Source organism: Neorhizobium sp. PAMB6716 (assembly GCF_058242805.1).
Window position 1 is genome coordinate 1221383 of record NZ_CM177835.1, and the last position, 17795, is coordinate 1239177.

Genomic DNA, 17795 nt, shown 5'->3' on the forward strand with positions numbered 1-17795 from the left:
TGATCCGCGTATCTCGGTAGGCATTCTGCTGGCAGCGCCCGGACGCGGTGGACACGATCTGCCACCGGCCCCGCCGAGAACCAGTCCGAACGGCGTCATCGTCATTTCCGCCATAAATAATTTATTCTGTAATTTGTAAAAATTAGGAATTGTAAATTCCTTTGCAATTTGACAATCTCACGATGGGTGTGGGGATGCTGTTGCCGTGCAAGCGGAGAAGGGCAAGTCATTGTGCAGGATGAAGAGGGTTTGACCGCAACGTCACCACGACCGAAACTTTTGGTTTTCGATGTGGGCGGCGTTTTTATCGATCTGGATCTGGCGGCCCGCAGAGCCATCCTGGCATCCGGTGGACGCTGGGCTCCGGATGAACCGGCACCTGTGGCACTTGCCGAATTGAACAGAGACTATCGCCTCGGCCGGATCGATGACGAGGCTTATGTTGCCAGTGCCTCACAAGTATACGGCATCTCGCATCATGACGTGTACCGGGCTGAAACTTCCCTGCTGAAGGGCGTGCTGCAGCCGATGGCTGATCTGGTGCCGGTGCTTCGGGCGACCCATCGGGTCGTCTGCCTGTCCAACACCCAAGCCATTCACTGGCGCCATATCCTCGACCACATGCTCGGCGCCGATTTCTTCGATGCCTGTTACCTCTCGCACGACATGGGCCTGGAAAAGCCGGACCCGGCCATCTACCGAAAGCTGGCGCAGGACGAGACCGTGTCGGGGGAGGAGATCGTGTTCGTTGATGATACGGCAGAAAACGTCGAGGCAGCGCTTGCCCTTGGCTGGCGCCACAGCATTCATCACGTCTCACCCGACCAGACCATTGCAACCATCAAGGGGCTGCTCGACTGTTGATGCGGCGCATCGACCGGCAACCAGACATAGAGCGGAGTTGAACGACATTGGCCCGATTGTCCCTGCGCGGTATCAAAAAAAGCTTCAAGGCCGTCGATGTCCTGCATGGCATCGATCTGGAGGTGAACGACCGTGAACTGATCGTTTTTGTCGGCCCGTCCGGTTGCGGGAAATCCACCCTTCTGCGGTTGATTGCTGGCCTTGATCCGATCACTGAGGGCGAGTTCTGGCTGAACGACCGCCTGATGAACCCGATTGCCCCGTCAAGGCGCGGCATTGCCATGGTGTTCCAGTCCTACGCGCTTTATCCGCACATGAATGTCTATGAGAACATGGCCTTTGGCGCCCGACTGATGGGGCTCGACAAGGCAGAGGTCGAGGCGCGGATTGCCGAGGCGGCCCGCATGTTGCGGCTGGAGCCACTTCTGGAGCGCAAGCCGCGCGAATTGTCCGGTGGCCAGCGCCAGCGGGTGGCGATCGGCCGGGCGCTGGTGCGCAAGCCGCAGCTTCTGCTGCTCGATGAACCGCTTTCAAACCTCGATGCCGCGCTGCGCTCCGACGTGCGGCTGGAAATCGCCCGCCTGCACCGCGAGATCGGCGGCACGACAATCTATGTCACCCATGACCAGGTGGAGGCGATGACGCTGGCCGACCGCATCGTCGTGATCAATGCCGGGCGCGTCGAGCAGTTCGGCACGCCGCGCGAGCTTTACGAAACGCCGGCCAACACGTTCGTTGCCAATTTCATCGGGTCGCCCCGCATGGCCATGCTGGAGGTGGAGCGCGAGGGCGACCGGTTGATGGCACCGGGCATCGGCCATGTGACGCCGGGCCCTCTGCCGCAGAGCCCGGAGAAAGACATTCTTCTTGGCGTGCGCCCCGATGGCATGACGCTGACACCGGGCAGCGACGGTGCGGGTTTTGCAGCAACCGTCGTCTACACCGAATATCTCGGCGATAGCGCCTTCGTTTATGTCAGCATGGCCGGCGGCGCGCCTGTTTCAATTCGCTGCGGGCCGGATACGAACCTTCCACCGGATACGCCCGTGCGTATTCAGGTACTTGCCGGAAAGGCGCATTATTTCAGCCGCAGCACCGCACAGCGGCTTGCCATCTGATCTCCATGAAGACCCGTCGTCAAAAAAGAAAAGAGGAACCGATGAAAACCATTCTACTGGGAGCGACCCTTACCCTTGCCACTCTGCTCGGCCAATCCGCGTCCTTTGCCGCGGATTTGACCTTCTGGACCTGGCGTCAGGAAGACAAGGCGGAATACGAGAAGTTCTTCAAGGATTTCGCCAAGACCAATCCTGGCATTTCGATCAAGTTCGAGGCTTTCGAGGCGACAAGCTACAACACGGTGCTGTCGACCGCCCTTGCAGGCGGCAAGGGGCCTGACCTGATGATGACGCGCACCTATGGCGGCATCGAGAGCCTGGCGGGCGCCGGTTACCTGATGCCGCTCGACAAGACGAAGGTGCCGGCCGTGGCCGGTTTCTCGCCGGCAGCGCTTGCGTCTGAAACCATGCGTTCGGACAAGGTTCTCTACGCCGTGCCTGCCGCCAGCCAGACCATGCTTGTTGTCTACAACAAGGAGATTTTTGACAAGAACGGCATCACCGAGCCCAAGGACTGGGCCGAGTTTGTTGCCGCCTGCGAAAAGCTGAAGGCCGCCGGCCTGATGCCGTTTGCCAATGGCACATCAACCGCCTGGCAGAACGAAACGATCGTCTCGGCGCTCACCTCCTCCATCATGGGCAAGGGTTTTTACGAAGACCTGATGTCCGGAAAGACCGATTTCAACGATCCGCGTTTCGTGGCAGCTCTTGGCAAGCTGAAGGAAATCGCGGCCTATTTTCCCGAGGGTTTCATCGGGCTTGACTACGCCTCTGCCCAGCAGCTCTTCACGTCTGGCATGGCGGCCATGTTTGCCGGCGGCTCTTTCGAAATCGCCAACTTTGCCAAGCAGAACAAGGATCTGAAGCTCGGCGTCTTTGCAGCGCCCGGCCTGAAAGCCGAGGACGAAAAGCTGGTCGGCCTCTTTTATGACTCGGGCTTTGCCGCAAATGCCAAGACAGCGGAACCGGACGCGGCGGTGAAGTTCCTGAACTATGCCGCAAGCAAGGAATTTGGCCAGGCATTTGCCAATAATCTCAACAACATCTCGGCCGTGCCGGGCGTCACCTTCGACAGCCCGCTGCTCGCCAAGGTTGCGGACCTCAACAAACATTCGATTGCCTACATGACGTTGGTCAACTTCCGTTATGGCGAGCCGACCGGGTCCAACCTGATCCAGGCCGGCGTGCAAAAACTCCTCAACGGTCAGGCAACGCCCGCCGAGGTAGGCAAGTCGATGACGGATGGTCTTTCCGCCTGGTACGCACCGTTCAAGAAGAAGTAATCGAGGAGGGCCGGGCAAGATTGCGTCCGGCCCCACCTGCCTGCCGATGGTCACGTTCTTGAAGGAAAACCGATGCTGTCCAGCAAACTGACAGGGCGCAACTTGTGGATCGCAGCTCTCGTTGTGCCGCCGATTGCCTTCATGTCGCTGTTCCTCGTCTATCCCATCCTGTCGGCTTTCGCCTATGCCTTCTATGAGTGGAAGGGGCTGGCGCGCGGCGAGTTCATCTGGTTTGAAAACTTTCACCGCGTTCTCTTCGAGTTTCCGTTTTCCGAGCGCACCATCAATGCGTTCAGCCACAACATTTTTGTGTTCTTCGCGCTGATGGTGCTGCAGAACGGTGTCGGCTTCCTGCTCGCCTATTGCCTCTGGCGTGAGCTGTGGGGCGCGCGTTTCCACCGCGTGGCCGTCTTTCTGCCGGTTGTTCTCTCCACCGTCATCGTTGGCCTGTTGTGGAAACTCTTTCTGCATCCGCTGTTTGGCGCGGTGAATGTGTCGCTGCGCGGAATGGGCCTCGGTTTTCTAGCCCAGCCCTGGCTCGGGCAGGATTCGACCGCCCTGATGGCGATTATCGTTGCCAATGCCTGGCACATGGTGGGCTTCCCGACGCTGGTGTTTCTGGCCGGCATGCAGCGCATTCCCTCCGAAATCCTCGATGCGGTGCGCATGGAAACCGAAAGCGAATGGGTGAAGATGTCAAAGATCGTCTGGCCGCTGGTCGCGCCGTCCGCCACCGTCGTCTTCACGCTGCTGTTCGTCGGGGCCTTCAACTGGTTCGAACTGCCCTATGTGATGGGCGGCATCGATGGCTCTCCGCATGGCGCGACCGATGTGCTCGGGCTTTATTTCTACCGCACGGCCTTTGGCAGCATGTCCGCGTCTGCTGAAAATTTCGGTCCGGGCAGCGCGCTTGCCGTGCTGATTTTCCTGTTCATCGCGGTGGTCTCCTCCGTCATCACGATCAGGCTGCGCAAGAGGGAGATCCAGCTGTGAGCCGGCAAACGCGCGATGGATCGTTTATGGCGTTCGGCCGTGACGGGCTGATCCAGATCATCCTCATCGGCAACAGCATCGTCATGCTGGCGCCGATCCTCATCATGGTCATCTCGGCCTTCAAGACGAATGCGCAGATTTTCCAGTCGCCGTTTTCGCTGCCCGATTTTACCAAGGTCGGCAATCTGGTGCGGGTGTGGACGGAAACGGATTTCATCCGCTACCTGATGAATTCCTTCATCGTCACCGGCTCGTCGATCGCGCTCATCCTCGTGCTCGGCACGATGGCGGCCTATGCGCTGGCGCGCTACGAATTTCGCGGCGCAAACCTGATCCTGCTGTTTTTCCTCGCCGGCCTCACACTGCCGCTCAAACTGGCCGTCATCCCGCTGTTCATCCAGATGCGCGATCTCGGGCTGCTCGATACCCGCTTTGCGCTGATCTTCATCTATGTCGCGACCGGGCTTCCCACGACCGTGTTCATTCTCACCGGCTTCATCCGCAGCCTGCCGAACGAGCTGGAGGATGCCGCCCGCATGGACGGGGCCAGCGAAGCGCGCATCATGTGGGCGATCATGCTGCCGCTGGTGCGACCGGCCATGGTGATTGCCGCCATCCAGAACGTCGTGCCGATCTGGAACGATTTCTTCTTCCCACTGATCTTCATCCAGTCGAATGATCTCAAAACCCTGCCGCAGGGGCTGACGACCTTTATGGGCGAGTTCGGCACGGATTGGGGCGTGCTGTTTTCCGGCCTGACGCTGTCGGCGCTGCCGGTCATCATCCTTTATATCGCCCTGTCGCGACAGTTCGTGAACGGCATGACGGCCGGTGCCATCAAGTGAGTGAGGCCCGGCGTCAGGAGGACTTGAGCCGCACGACAGCCGCTTCGCTGGCATGAATGGCGTCGTTTGCGCCGGGAAGCGTGCGGATCAGAAGCAGGAAGATCAGGTCCATCACGGCAAACTGCGCGTCGCGCGAGGTGATCGCCGAAGACCGCACCCGCTCTTCGTCCGCAACGGTGGCGAGCGCCACATCGGCAAGCTCGCTCAGGCGGTTCTGGTGAAGGCCGGTGAGCGTGATGACCGTTGCGCCGCATTTGCGCGCCACCTCCGCCAGCCGCACTGTTTCAAGCGTGGCGCCCGATTGGGAAATGGCAAACAGCACATCCTCCCCGGTCATGGAGGCGGCATTGGCGATCTGGATATGCGTGTCGCTGTCGATCAGCGCCATCAGGCCAAGCTTCAGAAGCTTGTACGAAAAATCGCGCGCCACCAGCGAGGAGGCGCCGATGCCGGCCAGATGGATGCGCCTTGCCGCAACCAGCGCATCGACGGCCTTCTGCACCGTTTCCTCGCTGTTGACCTGCATGGTCTGCTGCATGGCCGAAACCTTGCTCGCCACCAGCTTCTGCTGCATCGTGACAAAGCTGTCGCCCTGGTCGATCGTGCCATGGATCATGCCCGATGGCACCCGCCACTCCTGCGCCTTGGCGCGGGTGACGGCCAGCTTCAGCTGCTGGTAGCCGTCATAACCGATCTTCTGCGAAAATTTGACCACGCTCGACTGGCTGCGCCCGGTGGCCGCTGCAAGCTCTGCCGAGGAAAGCCGGACCATGCGCTCGGGATCGTCGATGATGAACTGGCCGATTTCACGTTCGCCGTCCGTCATCGAGTCCAGTTTGGCGCGGATCACTTTCAAGACGGACATGCTGGCTTTCCTCAACTCTTTGGCGCTTGGCGGAATATGCTATTCTCAATCAGAAAATTATCTGGAATATTATAACCGGTGTACCGTCTGAGGTCACCATCCTTATCCGGCCGCTGTGCGGCGTTGAACGGACGCATATCATGGATCAACTTCGGATCACCGGTGGCAACAGGCTGGATGGCGCCGTGCCCATCGCGGGTGCCAAGAATGCAGCCCTGCCGCAGATCGCGGCCTCGCTTCTCAGCCCTTGTCCGCTCGAACTGACCAACCTGCCCAAGGTGTCGGATGTCGAGAACATGCTGAACATCATCGGGCTCTACGGCGCTGAGGTCACCCGCGACATGCGCGGCACGCGGATCGATGCGGCAGATATCGTGGCGCGCGAAGTGGATTACGACACCGTGCGCAAGATGCGCGCCTCGATCCTCGTTCTTGCGCCACTGCTCGCCCGCTTCGGTGCCGCCCGTGTCTCGCTTCCGGGGGGATGCGCCATTGGCGCGCGTCCGGTCGACATGCATCTGAAGGTGCTTACTGCACTCGGGGCCACGGTGTCGATCGAGGGGGGCTATATCGTTGCGGATGCAAAAGCCGGCCTGTCGGGCGCCCGCATCGTGCTGTCCGGCCCCTCTGTCGGGGCAACCGAAACGGCGCTGATGGCCGCAACCGCTGCCCGCGGCGAGACGGAAATTCTGAACGCCGCCCGCGAACCTGAGGTGGTGGATCTCGTGGCCTGCCTGACGGCCATGGGGGCTAAGATCGAAGGGGCTGGAACCCATAGGCTGCTCGTGCAGGGGGGCACGACCTGGCGCGCCGCCGCCCACCATGGAATTCCGGACCGCGTGGAGGCGGGGACTTATGCGGTGGCAGCCGCCATCACCGGCGGGCGCATCGAACTGGTCAACGCCCGCATGGAGCACCTGGCGTCGGTCTTTCAGGCGCTGGAAGCCATGGGGGTTACCGTCTGGCCGGGTGATCGCGGCGTCGTCGTTAATGGAACGGACCGGCTGCGGCCGGTCGATATTACCACCGAACCCTATCCGGGCTTTCCAACAGACCTTCAGGCGCAGTTCATGGCGATGGCCGCCAAGGCAGACGGCGCCAGCCTGTTTCGCGAGACGATTTTCGAAAACCGCTTCATGCATGTGCCGGAACTGATCCGGCTTGGGGCCGACATCGCGCTGAACGGTCCGGTTGCCGTGGTGCGCGGCGGCAAGCCGCTGAAGGGCGCGCCTGTGATGGCGACCGATCTTCGTGCTTCGGTCAGCCTCGTGCTGGCAGCACTGGTGGCCGAGGGAGAAACGGTCATCAACCGCGTCTACCATCTCGACCGTGGCTATGAGCAGCTTGACCGCAAGCTTGCGCAGTGCGGCGCGCAGATCGAACGGATCTCGCAATGACGACACAGCAGGGCACTCCGCCGCTTTTCGTTGGCGTCGATGGCGGGGGAACGGGTTGCCGCGCCCGCATCGTCGACGCGAGCGGCAATATCCTGGGGCAGGGCCTGTCCGGCCCGGCAACCACCCGCATGGGTATCGCGAATGCCTGGGGTTCTGTCCTGCGCGCCTGGCAGGGTGCGGCCGAAGAGGCGGGGCTTGACCCGGCCGATGCCCCCCACGTCTATGCGGGTGTCGGTCTTGCGGGCTTGAGCCGCGCCGGCTCGCTGGAGGAGCTGCGCACCCTAGCGCATCCCTTTGCCTCCGTCCGCTTCATCTCCGATGGCGCCGCTGCCTGCCTCGGCGCCCATTCGGGCCGTGACGGCGCCATCGTCATTGCCGGGACCGGTTCCATCGGACTTGCGTTCCTTGGGGGCGAAGAAAAGCGCGCCGGCGGTTACGGTTTTCCCATCTCGGATGAAGGCAGCGGCGCCGATCTCGGCCTGAAAGCCATCCAGCTGGCGTTGCGCGCCCATGATGGAAGGCGGGACCGGACGCCGCTTTTATCCGAGGTCATGACCCGGTTCGACGGCGAGCCCGCCAAGGCCATCGGCTGGATGGACAGGGCAACCGCCACCGATTACGCGACCTTTGCGCCTCTTGTTCTGCGTCATGCCGACCAGGGAGATCCGGCCGCGCGCCAGATCGTACAATCGGGAGCCGAGCATATCGATGCGCTTGTCCGGCGCATGGTGGAGTATGGTGCGCCGCTGGTGACGCTGCTTGGCGGTCTTGCCGGTCCGCTTGAGCCCTGGTTATCCCCGGATGTTCGCCGACGCCTGAAGCCACCGGATGGCGATGCCGTGTCCGGCGCCATCATTCTTGCAGAGCGTAGCTGAACCGGTACAGGCGTAAATCTGGATGATTCTGGTGCGCGTCAGATGGAATAAAATATTCCTATATAAATTGACATCAGGAATATATGATCGTAAAAATTCGAAAACAACGAGTGGTCTCCCATGTCACACGAGCATCTTCTGGCGGAACTCAAGACGTTGGTTTCGGAATCCCGCAATCCGAATTCCATGACGATCGATCTTCTGTCGACCCGGGAAATCCTTGAGGTGATGAATACAGAGGATGCAAAGGTTGCGGGCGCCGTGGCCAAGGTCATTCCCGAAATCTCCTGCGCCGTCGATGAGATGGTGCGGGCCTTTCGCGAGGGCGGCAGGCTGATCTATATCGGCGCCGGCACCAGCGCGCGGCTCGGTATTCTCGACGCCTCCGAATGCCCGCCGACCTTTTCCGTGCCGGAGGGTATGGTGGTGGGCCTTATTGCCGGTGGTCCGAAAGCCATCATGCATGCCGTGGAAGGCGCCGAGGATGACCCTGATGAGGGGCAGCGCAACCTGCAGGATATAAACCTCAACGAAAAGGATGTGGTCGTCGGCATCGCTGTCAGCGGACGCACACCTTACGTGATCGGGGCGCTCGATTATGCAAGGTCGCTTGGCTGCGTGACGGTTTCGTTGACCTGCAATCCGCAATCCACCATTGCCAACATGGTTGATATTCCGATTTCGCCGATTGTCGGCCCGGAAGTCGTCACCGGTTCGACGCGGCTCAAATCCGGCACCGCGCAGAAGCTGGTGCTGAACATGTTGACCACGGCCGCCATGATCCGCATGGGCAAGACCTATGAAAACCTGATGGTGGACTTGACGATCAGCAACCGCAAGCTTCACGTGCGTGCCATCAGCATCATCGCGGAGGCAACCGGCTGCCCATCGGATGTGGCTGAAACCTATCTGGAGCTGTCTGGCAACAATGTGAAACTCGCCATCCTGATGCTTCTGACCGGCGTTGACGCCGAGGCGGGACGGACGGCCCTTGCGGCAAGCGATGGCTTTTTGCGTCAGGCGCTGGACGGTGCGCGACAAAACGTTTGAACCTGTAGAAACTGCAACCATGCGGTCACCGGCCTCAAGAAGCTCGGGAACCGGAAAACAGAGGGATAATGGGTATGGCATACGGTCTTGCATCTAAATTTCTGGGCTCGGCGGCGGTCGTCGCAGGCCTTCTTCTCTCAACGGCGGTGCCTTCCTTCGCCGCCACGCTGAAAATGGCCTGGGCGCAGGATGCGACCGGCCTTGATCCGCACAAGCAGACGGCGTTTTCCTCGATCCGTCTTCTCGAACTGATCTATGAGCCGCTCGTGCGCCTCGATGCCGATCTGAAGACCGCGCCGGCCATCGCCACCAGCTGGACGTTTGCCGAAGACGCCAAGACGCTGACCTTCAAGCTCGACCCGAAGGCCAAATTCCACAATGGTGCCCCGGTGACGGCAGCTGATGTGAAGGCCTCCTTCACCCGTATCCTCGATCAGGCAACAGGGGCGGCAGCGCGCGCCAACTATCTCTCCATCGAAAGCATGGAGACGCCGGACGAGCACACCATCGTCTTCAAGCTGTCGCAGCCGGACGTGCCGCTCCTGACGGCGATGGGCAGCATCAATGCGGCCATCGTGCCGGCGTCTGAAATCGCAGCCGGCAAGATCGGCACGCAGGCGGTGGGCTCCGGCCCGTTCAAGTTGGAAAAATGGGAGCCGAATTCCCGCGAGACCCTTGTTGCAAACACTGAGTGGGCCGGCGGCAAACCGGGCGTCGATGGCATCGATATCCGCGTCCTCCCCGATGAAAACGCGATTCTGGCGGCACTCAGGGCTAAGCAGGTGGATTTTGCCCTGCTGAACGATCCGCTGGTCGCAACGCTCGTGCCGAAGGTTTCAGGCCTGACGCTGAACCGCAAGCCGGTGCTCGCCTACCATGTGCTGCAGCTCAATGCATCGCGCAAGCCGATGACCGAGCTGAAGGTGCGACAGGCGATCTCCTGCGCCATCGACCGCAAGGATATTCTGGATACTGCCCTTCTCGGCGAAGGCGAAGTGACGGGGCCGCTCACCATGCCCGGCTATCGCTCCGATCCGGCCTCGCTGTTCTGCTACAGCCGCGACGTTGAAAAGGCGAAGAAGTTGATGGCGGATGCCGGTTATGCCGGCGGCTTTTCGGCAACCGTGATTGCCGCCACCGGTGAGCCGCCAACGGCGGCCTCCGAAGCGCAGGTCATCCAGTCGCAGTTGCAGGAAATCGGCATCAAGCTCGATATCAAGCTGATGGAACTGAACGTTTATGTCGATACCTGGCTGAAGGGTGATTTCGACATGGCGGTGGCTTTGAACGGTGGCCGCGCCGATCCCTATTCCATGTACAACCGCTACTGGACCAAGGCCGGCAACCTGCAGAAGGTGGCGAATTATATCGATGACGAGCTGGACAGCCTGATGCAGAAGGGCCGCGTTGAAACCGATCCGGCCAAGCGCCGCGAAATTTTTAGCGCCTTCGACAAGCATCTGGCGGAAGTGTCGCCGTGGATCTGGCTCTACACCGGCTACAGCTATACGGCCCAGCAGAAGAACGTCGAGGGATATGTGGCAACCCCTGATGGTTCCCTCTTCGGCATTTCCAAGATCACGCTGAAGTAATGCAAGCCCGGGGCGGAAAGCCATGAATTACCTGATACGGCGCCTCGTCACCTTTCCGCTGGTGATGTTCGGCGTCTCCGTTCTGGTCTTCGTGGCGATCCGCCTCGTTCCGGGCGATTCCATCACGGCCATGCTCGGCACGGAAGCGGGGCTTCTGACGCCCGAGCAGCGTCAGTCGCTGGCGGTCTATTTCGGTCTCGACCAGGGCTGGTTCAGCCAGTACTGGCGCTGGATCGGCGGCGTCTTTTCCGGCAATCTCGGTGTCTCCGTCACCTATGGCAAGCCGGTCCTGACGGTGATCCTCGAACGGTTTCCGCTGACGCTGGAGCTTGCGGTCCTTGCCATGATCATTGCCCTTGGCGTCGGCCTGCCGCTCGGCGTTTTTGCCGCCACCCGCAACGAAAAACGCTCCGATCTTGCCGTGCGCATCTTTGCCATGATCGGCCAGTCGACCCCGAGCTTTGTTATCGGCCTGCTGATCATCTATGTCCTGTCGGCTGGCTTCGGCATTCTGCCTTCCATGGGCGAGTTTGTGCCGTTTTCGCAAGATCCGCTCGGCAACCTGTCGCAACTGATCCTGCCGGCGATGACGCTTGGCCTGTCATTCACCGCTTCCGTCACCCGCATCTCCCGCTCCGCCGTGCTGGACGTGCTGGGGGATGACTATGTGCGCACCGCCCGCAGCAAAGGCGTACCGAAGGCCCGCGTGATCTGGCGTCATGCGCTACCCAATGCGCTGATCCCCGTGGTGACGCTGAGCGGCGTCGAATTCGGGTATCTCCTCGGCGGGGCGGTGCTGGTGGAGCAGATTTTTGCGCTGCCCGGCCTTGGCCGGCTGGTGCTCGATGCCATCCTGCAGCGCGATTATGCGCTGGTGCAGGGAAGCGTGCTGTTCGTGGCGCTCAATTTCATGGTCGTCAACCTGCTGGTTGATCTGACCTATGTGCTGCTTGATCCACGCATCCGGCTGGGAGGACGCTCATGAAGGCCTTTCTCCAGGGCTTGGCGCGCCATCCGAGCGGGCGCATCGGCGCGGCCATCGTGCTGGTTTACATCATCGTGGCGCTTCTCGCGCAGGCGGGCCTGACCCCTTACGATCCGCTAAAACAGTTCCGCATCGAGCGCCTGCAAGGCCCGACTTTTGCCCACTGGATGGGCACCGACATGTTCGGCCGCGATGTGTTGAGCCGGCTGATGATCGGCATCGGGCAATCCTTTATGGTGGCCTTTTCCTCGGTCGGGCTTGCCGCTGCGATCGGCACGCTGCTGGGGCTCACCGCCGCCTGGTTCGGCCATCTCTGGGATGGTCTGGTGATGCGCTGCATGGATGTGCTTCTGGCCTTTCCGGCCATTCTTCTGGCGCTTCTGTTCATCGCGGTTGTTGGACCCGGCACATTCACCAGCATTCTCGCCATCGCCTTCGTTTATACGCCGATCTTCACCCGTGTCGTGCGCGGCCCGGCGCTCTCCATCAAGACGCGCGATTTTGTTGATGCCGCGCGCAGTTTCGGCAGTTCGTCGACCTATATCCTCACGCGCCACCTGCTGCTGAACCTGGTTGCGCCGCTGACCGTTCAGGTGACGCTGGCGCTCGCATGGTCGCTGCTGACGGAATCGGGCCTCAGCTTCCTCGGGCTCGGCACGCAGCCGCCCAATTCCTCGCTCGGCCTGATGCTGGCTGACAGCGTCAACCTCATGGAAATGGCGCCGTGGCTGCTGGTCTTTCCGGCAATCGCCGTGATGCTCGGCATTCTCGGCTTCAATCTTTTGGGCGATGCCCTGCGCGACATTCTCGACCCGCGCATGCGAAGGGTGGTTGCATGACCAAGCTTCTTTCCGTCTCCGGCCTGAAGGTTGGCTTTGGTCGCGGCGACCAGATGCGCGCGGTCGTTCATGGTGTCGATTTCGAACTGGATGCCGGCGAGACACTCGCCATCGTCGGCGAAAGCGGCTCGGGAAAATCGGTGACGGCGCTGTCGATCAACCGGCTTGTCGATTATGGCGGCGGGCGCATTCTGGACGGGCGGATGGACTTTCTGACCGCCGGCGGCGAAGTGATCGATCTCGCCAGGGCGAGCGACCGGCGCATGGAAAAGATCCGCGGCGGCGAGATCGGCATGATTTTTCAGGAGCCGATGACCTCGCTTAACCCGGTGCTGTCGATTGGCGAGCAGATTGCCGAAGCCTTCAAGCTGCAGCGCGGTCTTTCTGGATCGGCGGCCCGCGCTGCAACACTTGAAGCGCTCGACAGGGTACGCATTGCCGATGCGGCACGACGTCTGAAATATTATCCCCACCAGCTCTCCGGCGGCATGTTGCAGCGAGTGATGATTGCCATGGCGCTTGCCACCAATCCGCGCCTGCTGATTGCCGATGAGCCGACCACGGCTCTCGATGTCAGCGTCCAGGCACAGATCATGGCGCTGCTGGCCGAGCTTCGCCGCGAGACCGGCACGGGCCTGATCTTCATCACCCATGACATGGGACTGGTGGCCGGCATTGCCGACCGGGTGATGGTGATGCAGGCGGGCGAGGTTGTGGAACAGGGGCCGCTGGACCGCATTCTCGACCGGCCGGAACATCCCTATACACGGCATCTCCTGAAGGCCGTTCCGCATTTTTCCGGCGGCCGCCATGTCAGGCGTGACCACGACCGCACAGACAAGACCGCAACGCCAGCAACCCTTAAGGTGGAGGGCATGACGGTGCGTTTTCCCGCAACCGCCGGCCTGCTGCGCCGGTCCATCGGCGCCATCCATGCGGTCGAAAACGTGGATTTCGATGTCATGCCGGGCGAAACGCTTGCCATCGTCGGGGAAAGCGGATCGGGCAAATCCACCACGGCCCGCGCGCTTCTCGGTCTCGTCAAGCCGCATCGCGGCACATTTGCCGTCGTGGACGAGCGGACCGGCAACCGGCGCAAGCCCGTGCAGATGGTGTTCCAGAACCCTTATGCCTCGCTCAACCCGCGTCTTGACGTGGAAAGCCTGCTGGCCGAGCCGGTGCGGGCCTCTGGCGAGCGAGTGGACGCTGCGGTGCGCGCGCGCATGGCCCGGCTTCTCGATCGCGTCGGCCTGCCGGTCGATAGCATCAGGCGTTATGCGCACGAGTTTTCCGGCGGCCAGCGGCAGCGCCTCTGCATTGCCCGTGCGCTGATGGTCAATCCCGCCGTTCTGGTGCTGGACGAGGCGGTCTCGGCGCTCGACGTGTCCGTGCAGGCGAGGGTGCTCGATCTCCTCATCGATCTCCAGAACGAGATGAAGCTTGCCTACCTCTTCGTGTCGCACGACATGGCGGTGGTGGAGCGGATCGCGCACCGCGTTGCAGTGCTTTACGCCGGCCGGATCGTGGAAATCGGGGCAGCAGAATCGGTGCTCTCATCGCCGCAGCATGCCTATACCCGCCGTCTCATCGCCGCCGTGCCCACCATGGAACGTCGGCGCGAGAATTTTAAACTCGACACCGCCGATATCCCGACACTTCTTCGGCCCCCGGGTTTTGAACCGCCGCAAACGCTCTGGCGGGCCTGCGGCGATGACCATCAGGTGCGTATCGAAGCCGATGATCGCGAGGACCAGAGCCATGCCGCAGCCCACCGGTGATCGATCCCGCGCGCTTGAGCAGCCGTTCGAAAGCGCCTTCGTACTTCTCGATCAGTCTATTGCCGGCGGGCTTATTCCAGGCGGCGTGTTTGGCATGCACGACCTGAGACACGGCCGGATCACGCGCGCGGTCGGCCTTGCGCAGAAGGTTGGCGGCGAGCGGCCGATGACCGTGGACACGTGGTTCGACCTTGCCTCCCTCTCGAAGGTCGCCTTCACCGTGCCGCGCATTCTGGCACTGGCGGCAGAAGGCCGCATCGATCTCGATGCGCCGCTGACCTCCGTCATTCCGGATTTTCGCCAGTATGCGCCTGATTGCTGGGAGCGCGCCGTCACCTTTCGCCAGTGCCTTGGCCACCAGACGCCGTTTCCCGCCGTCGAGCCGATCTATACTTATGGCGATGACCCCGACCGCTTGCGCGCCTTCGTGCTGCAGCGGGAATGGCGAAAAGGGCCGCAGGTCTATTCCGACATCAACTATATCCTGCTTGGCATTGCGCTGGAGCGGATCGAGGGCAAAAGCATTCGCGCCATGGAAGCCGGGCCGGGTTTTGCCTTTTCCGCCCCGCCGGAGATGACGGCAGCGACCGAATACTGCACCTGGCGCGGGCGTGTGCTCTGCGGCGAAGTGCATGACGAAAATTGTGCGGCGCTGCAAGGGTCGGGTCACGCCGGGCTTTTCGGCACGGTGGATGCCGTGCTGGATTTCGCTGGCCGCCTGCTGCAAGGCGATGCGGCGGGGGATCCGGTCGTGCGTCTCATGCGCCAGCCGCTGTCGGAGAAACGCATCCATGGCTGGGAGCGGCCTTACGAGGGCTGGTCGGGTGGCAGCCTTTGCAACGGCTCCGTCATCGGGCATACCGGCTTTACCGGCACGGGCCTCTGGATCGATTTCGAGCGCGGCCGCGCCTGGACGCTTTTGACCAATCGCGTTCACCCGACGCGCCATGCCGACAGCGGTATCTTTGCGTTGCGCGCGGCCGTCGGCGATGCCGTCAACACGTTCTGAGGGAGAAAAACGATGCAGCCAATCTGGGCCGTGGGCTTGATGACGGGAACCGTTCTGGACGGCAATATCGACGTTGCCCTTCTGAAGACCGATGGCGAGACGGTGGAGCGTTTCGGTCTTTATACGCTGGCGCCCTATGGTCAGCCGGTGCGCGATCTTCTGGAGGAAACGCTGCAGCAGGCCCGCCGCTGGAATTTCGATGGGCCGGAGCCTGCCATCTTTTCCGAAGCGGAAGAGGCTTTGACGCGGGCGCAGTCGGATGCGGTGCGCGCACTGGTGGAAGAGGCCGGGCTTGCGATGGAAGATATCGGTGTCGTCGGCTTTCACGGCCAGACCGTGCTGCACCGGGCACCAAAGCCCGGCCGCATCGGCGCGACCCGCCAGCTGGGCGACGGCGCCCTGATGGCAAGCCTGCTCGGCGTCAAGGTCGCCTATGATTTTCGAAGTGCCGATGTGGCAGCCGGCGGGCAGGGGGCACCGCTTGCCGCCGTCTACCATGCTGCTCTTCTAAAAAGTGCTGCAGAGGAGGGCGAAGCGGCCATCCTCAATCTCGGCGGTGTCGCCAACATCACCTGGAGCGATGGCAAGGGTCAGCTGGTTGCCTTCGACACGGGGCCTGCCAACGCACCGATCAATGATTTCGTCAAAGCCAAAGGCCTGGGCGATATGGACCGCGACGGGGCGCTGGCGCGGCAGGGGCAGGTGGACGAGGCCCGCCTCAAGCGCCTGCTGGAACACCCCTATCTCCACGCTCCCTATCCGAAATCGCTCGACCGCTTCGATTTTGGCGCAGCCATGGCCGTGGGTCTGAGCGCCGAAGACGGTGCAGCGACCTTGACGGCCTTTACCGCAAGCGCCGTCGGCAAGGGGCTCGATCTCCTGCCGCGGCGTCCGGCAAAAGTGTTCGTGAGCGGCGGCGGTCGGCACAATCCGGTTCTGATGGAGATGTTGGCAGAACGCGCCCGGGTAGAAGTTCTGCCGGCCGAAACGCTCGGCTGGCGGGGCGATGCCGTGGAGGCGGAGTGTTTTGCGTTCCTCGCTGTCCGGGTGCTGCGCGGCCTGCCAATCAGTTTTCCAAGCACCACCGGCGCACCGGAACCGATGACCGGTGGCAAGCTGGCTGGATAGGCTTTACCTCAGAGCTGTTTTTGCAGGAACTTCCGGCTGCGTCCGAGCGGAAAATCGGGCAGTTCGCCGAAGACCGTATAGTCCTGGCGAGTATAGGCTTTTTCCGCTGCCGGGTTGAACGTGTCGATCCAGGCGGCACGGCAGCCCCGCTTGCGGGCCTCGTCTTCGGCGGCGTCCAGCATCCGGCCTGCCATATGCTGACCGCGAAGATCGTCGTGAACCCACAGCCATTGAATATAAAGCCAGCCCCAGGCGGTATAGCCGCTGAGCCCGGCCATCAGGACACCCGCATCGGATTTCACGACAAGGGCGAGTATCCGCCGCTCGGACGCGCCGACATCCTGTTCATTGAAGGCGGAAAGATTGCTGCCGATCGTTGCGATGTCGCCGTTGGCGTCCGTATCGGTTACGAGAAGATGCATTTTGGTCCCCGTCTTGTGATGGAGGACCATACGACGAATTCGGGCTTAATCCAGCTGGAGCGTGCCCATCCGCGTGATGCAACGGGTTGCCGGTCGCGGCATAACTGCGCAAGCCCACCGGTCAGAGGACGCGGGCTTTCCGCCAAGCGGTCGGCCGGCGCCTGTTCGGTCTGAAATGGTGGTCGACGCTGCCGGCTGGCGCGACGACATGGGCTCACCCGCCGACGCGACGATAGGCTCTCTGAAAGTAGATCAGTGCCTCGGCATCGCTGCCATCATGGATCTCTTCCACCGTGCAATAAAGAACGCGATGCGTGCCGACATCGGCTTCGGCGCTGATGCGGCATTCGAACGAGACCAGGGCATCACAGAGCACGGGCGTACCGCTCTTGCCCTGACGCCATTCGGCGGCCGCAAAACGCGCGTCGACCGATGTCTTGCCACCGAAGAGGTTGGAGAGATCCTCGTGAGCAGAGGCAAGGACGTTGACGCAGATCACGCCGTTACCGATCACCGCATCGAAGACCGATGCCGTACGGTTCAGGCAGATCAACAGGGTGGCGGGACTGTCGGTGACGCTGCAGACCGCCGTTGCGGCAAAGCCGGCGCGCCCGGCCGGGCCATCGGTCGTGATAATGTTGACCGCCGCGCCCATTTTCGCCATGGCGTTGCGGAAAGCCTCGCGGGCGATCGGGGGAACGGCGTCCACCGGTTGTGCAAAATTGGCAACGCTGTTCATCGTGGTCATCCTT

At 61.8% G+C, this 17795-nt stretch carries 17 protein-coding genes; 14 read left to right on the forward strand and 3 right to left on the reverse strand.

What is annotated here, in order from left to right; genetic code table 11:
- The first annotated feature begins 249 nt into the window (after positions 1–249).
- The 5 genes from AC4CWH_RS05900 to AC4CWH_RS05920 all read left to right on the forward strand — a co-directional run bounded on the left by AC4CWH_RS05900 (position 250) and on the right by AC4CWH_RS05920 (position 5103).
- Positions 250–864, forward strand: coding sequence for an HAD-IA family hydrolase (locus AC4CWH_RS05900; protein WP_491320791.1), 615 nt, complete (start codon positions 250–252; stop codon positions 862–864).
- Between the two features lie 47 nt (positions 865–911).
- Complete coding sequence (locus tag AC4CWH_RS05905) at positions 912–1982, forward strand: ABC transporter ATP-binding protein (RefSeq protein WP_491320792.1); 1071 nt, start codon at positions 912–914, stop codon at positions 1980–1982.
- A 41-nt stretch (positions 1983–2023) separates the two neighbouring features.
- Complete coding sequence (locus AC4CWH_RS05910) at positions 2024–3265, forward strand: extracellular solute-binding protein (RefSeq protein ID WP_491320793.1); 1242 nt, start codon at positions 2024–2026, stop codon at positions 3263–3265.
- Positions 3266–3337: 72 nt separating this feature from the next.
- On the forward strand, positions 3338–4258 hold the full coding sequence (locus AC4CWH_RS05915; RefSeq protein WP_491320794.1) for a carbohydrate ABC transporter permease: 921 nt from the start codon (positions 3338–3340) through the stop codon (positions 4256–4258).
- The gene (locus AC4CWH_RS05920; RefSeq protein WP_491320795.1) at positions 4255–5103 is read left to right on the forward strand and encodes a carbohydrate ABC transporter permease; all 849 of its coding nucleotides are present in this window, start codon (positions 4255–4257) and stop codon (positions 5101–5103) included. Before AC4CWH_RS05915 ends, AC4CWH_RS05920 begins: the two co-directional genes overlap by 4 nt.
- A 13-nt stretch (positions 5104–5116) precedes the next feature.
- On the opposite strand, the gene AC4CWH_RS05925 is transcribed toward AC4CWH_RS05920, so the two are convergent.
- Positions 5117–5968 carry a MurR/RpiR family transcriptional regulator gene (locus AC4CWH_RS05925; protein WP_491320796.1) on the reverse strand — a complete coding sequence of 284 codons (852 nt, stop codon included), beginning with the start codon at positions 5966–5968 and terminating at the stop codon, positions 5117–5119.
- A gap of 140 nt (positions 5969–6108) precedes the next feature.
- Between AC4CWH_RS05925 and murA the strand changes: the two genes are divergently transcribed.
- The 9 genes from murA (at position 6109) to AC4CWH_RS05970 (ending at position 16621) form a co-directional block, all read left to right on the forward strand.
- Entirely contained in the window at positions 6109–7365 is a 1257-nt protein-coding gene (gene murA, locus AC4CWH_RS05930; protein WP_491320797.1) for a UDP-N-acetylglucosamine 1-carboxyvinyltransferase, read from the forward strand.
- Complete coding sequence (locus tag AC4CWH_RS05935; RefSeq protein WP_491320798.1) at positions 7362–8240, forward strand: glucosamine kinase nucleotide-binding domain-containing protein; 879 nt, start codon at positions 7362–7364, stop codon at positions 8238–8240. Before murA ends, AC4CWH_RS05935 begins: the two co-directional genes overlap by 4 nt.
- Positions 8241–8360: 120 nt before the next feature.
- Entirely contained in the window at positions 8361–9290 is a 930-nt protein-coding gene (murQ, locus tag AC4CWH_RS05940) for an N-acetylmuramic acid 6-phosphate etherase (protein ID WP_491320799.1), read from the forward strand.
- Between the two features lie 74 nt (positions 9291–9364).
- Positions 9365–10882, forward strand: coding sequence for an ABC transporter substrate-binding protein (locus tag AC4CWH_RS05945; protein WP_491320800.1), 1518 nt, complete (start codon positions 9365–9367; stop codon positions 10880–10882).
- Positions 10883–10904: 22 nt separating this feature from the next.
- Positions 10905–11867: an ABC transporter permease gene (locus tag AC4CWH_RS05950; protein ID WP_491320801.1), complete on the forward strand. Its 963-nt coding sequence runs from the start codon at positions 10905–10907 to the stop codon at positions 11865–11867.
- A complete protein-coding gene (locus AC4CWH_RS05955; RefSeq protein ID WP_491320802.1) occupies positions 11864–12706 on the forward strand; it encodes an ABC transporter permease in 843 nt (280 codons plus the stop codon). Before AC4CWH_RS05950 ends, AC4CWH_RS05955 begins: the two co-directional genes overlap by 4 nt.
- Positions 12703–14484, forward strand: a complete 1782-nt coding sequence (locus AC4CWH_RS05960) for an ABC transporter ATP-binding protein (RefSeq protein WP_491320803.1) — start codon at positions 12703–12705, stop codon at positions 14482–14484. The genes AC4CWH_RS05955 and AC4CWH_RS05960 overlap by 4 nt, the downstream gene beginning before the upstream one ends.
- Entirely contained in the window at positions 14465–15493 is a 1029-nt protein-coding gene (locus AC4CWH_RS05965) for a serine hydrolase domain-containing protein (RefSeq protein WP_491320804.1), read from the forward strand. The genes AC4CWH_RS05960 and AC4CWH_RS05965 overlap by 20 nt, the downstream gene beginning before the upstream one ends.
- A gap of 12 nt (positions 15494–15505) precedes the next feature.
- On the forward strand, positions 15506–16621 hold the full coding sequence (locus AC4CWH_RS05970; RefSeq protein ID WP_491320805.1) for an anhydro-N-acetylmuramic acid kinase: 1116 nt from the start codon (positions 15506–15508) through the stop codon (positions 16619–16621).
- Positions 16622–16629: 8 nt separating this feature from the next.
- Here AC4CWH_RS05970 and AC4CWH_RS05975 read toward each other — a convergent pair whose 3' ends face one another.
- Entirely contained in the window at positions 16630–17043 is a 414-nt protein-coding gene (locus tag AC4CWH_RS05975) for a GNAT family N-acetyltransferase (protein WP_491320806.1), read from the reverse strand.
- Positions 17044–17257: 214 nt separating this feature from the next.
- The gene (locus AC4CWH_RS05980; RefSeq protein ID WP_491284814.1) at positions 17258–17782 is read right to left on the reverse strand and encodes a flavin reductase; all 525 of its coding nucleotides are present in this window, start codon (positions 17780–17782) and stop codon (positions 17258–17260) included.
- Positions 17783–17795: the final 13 nt, after the last annotated feature.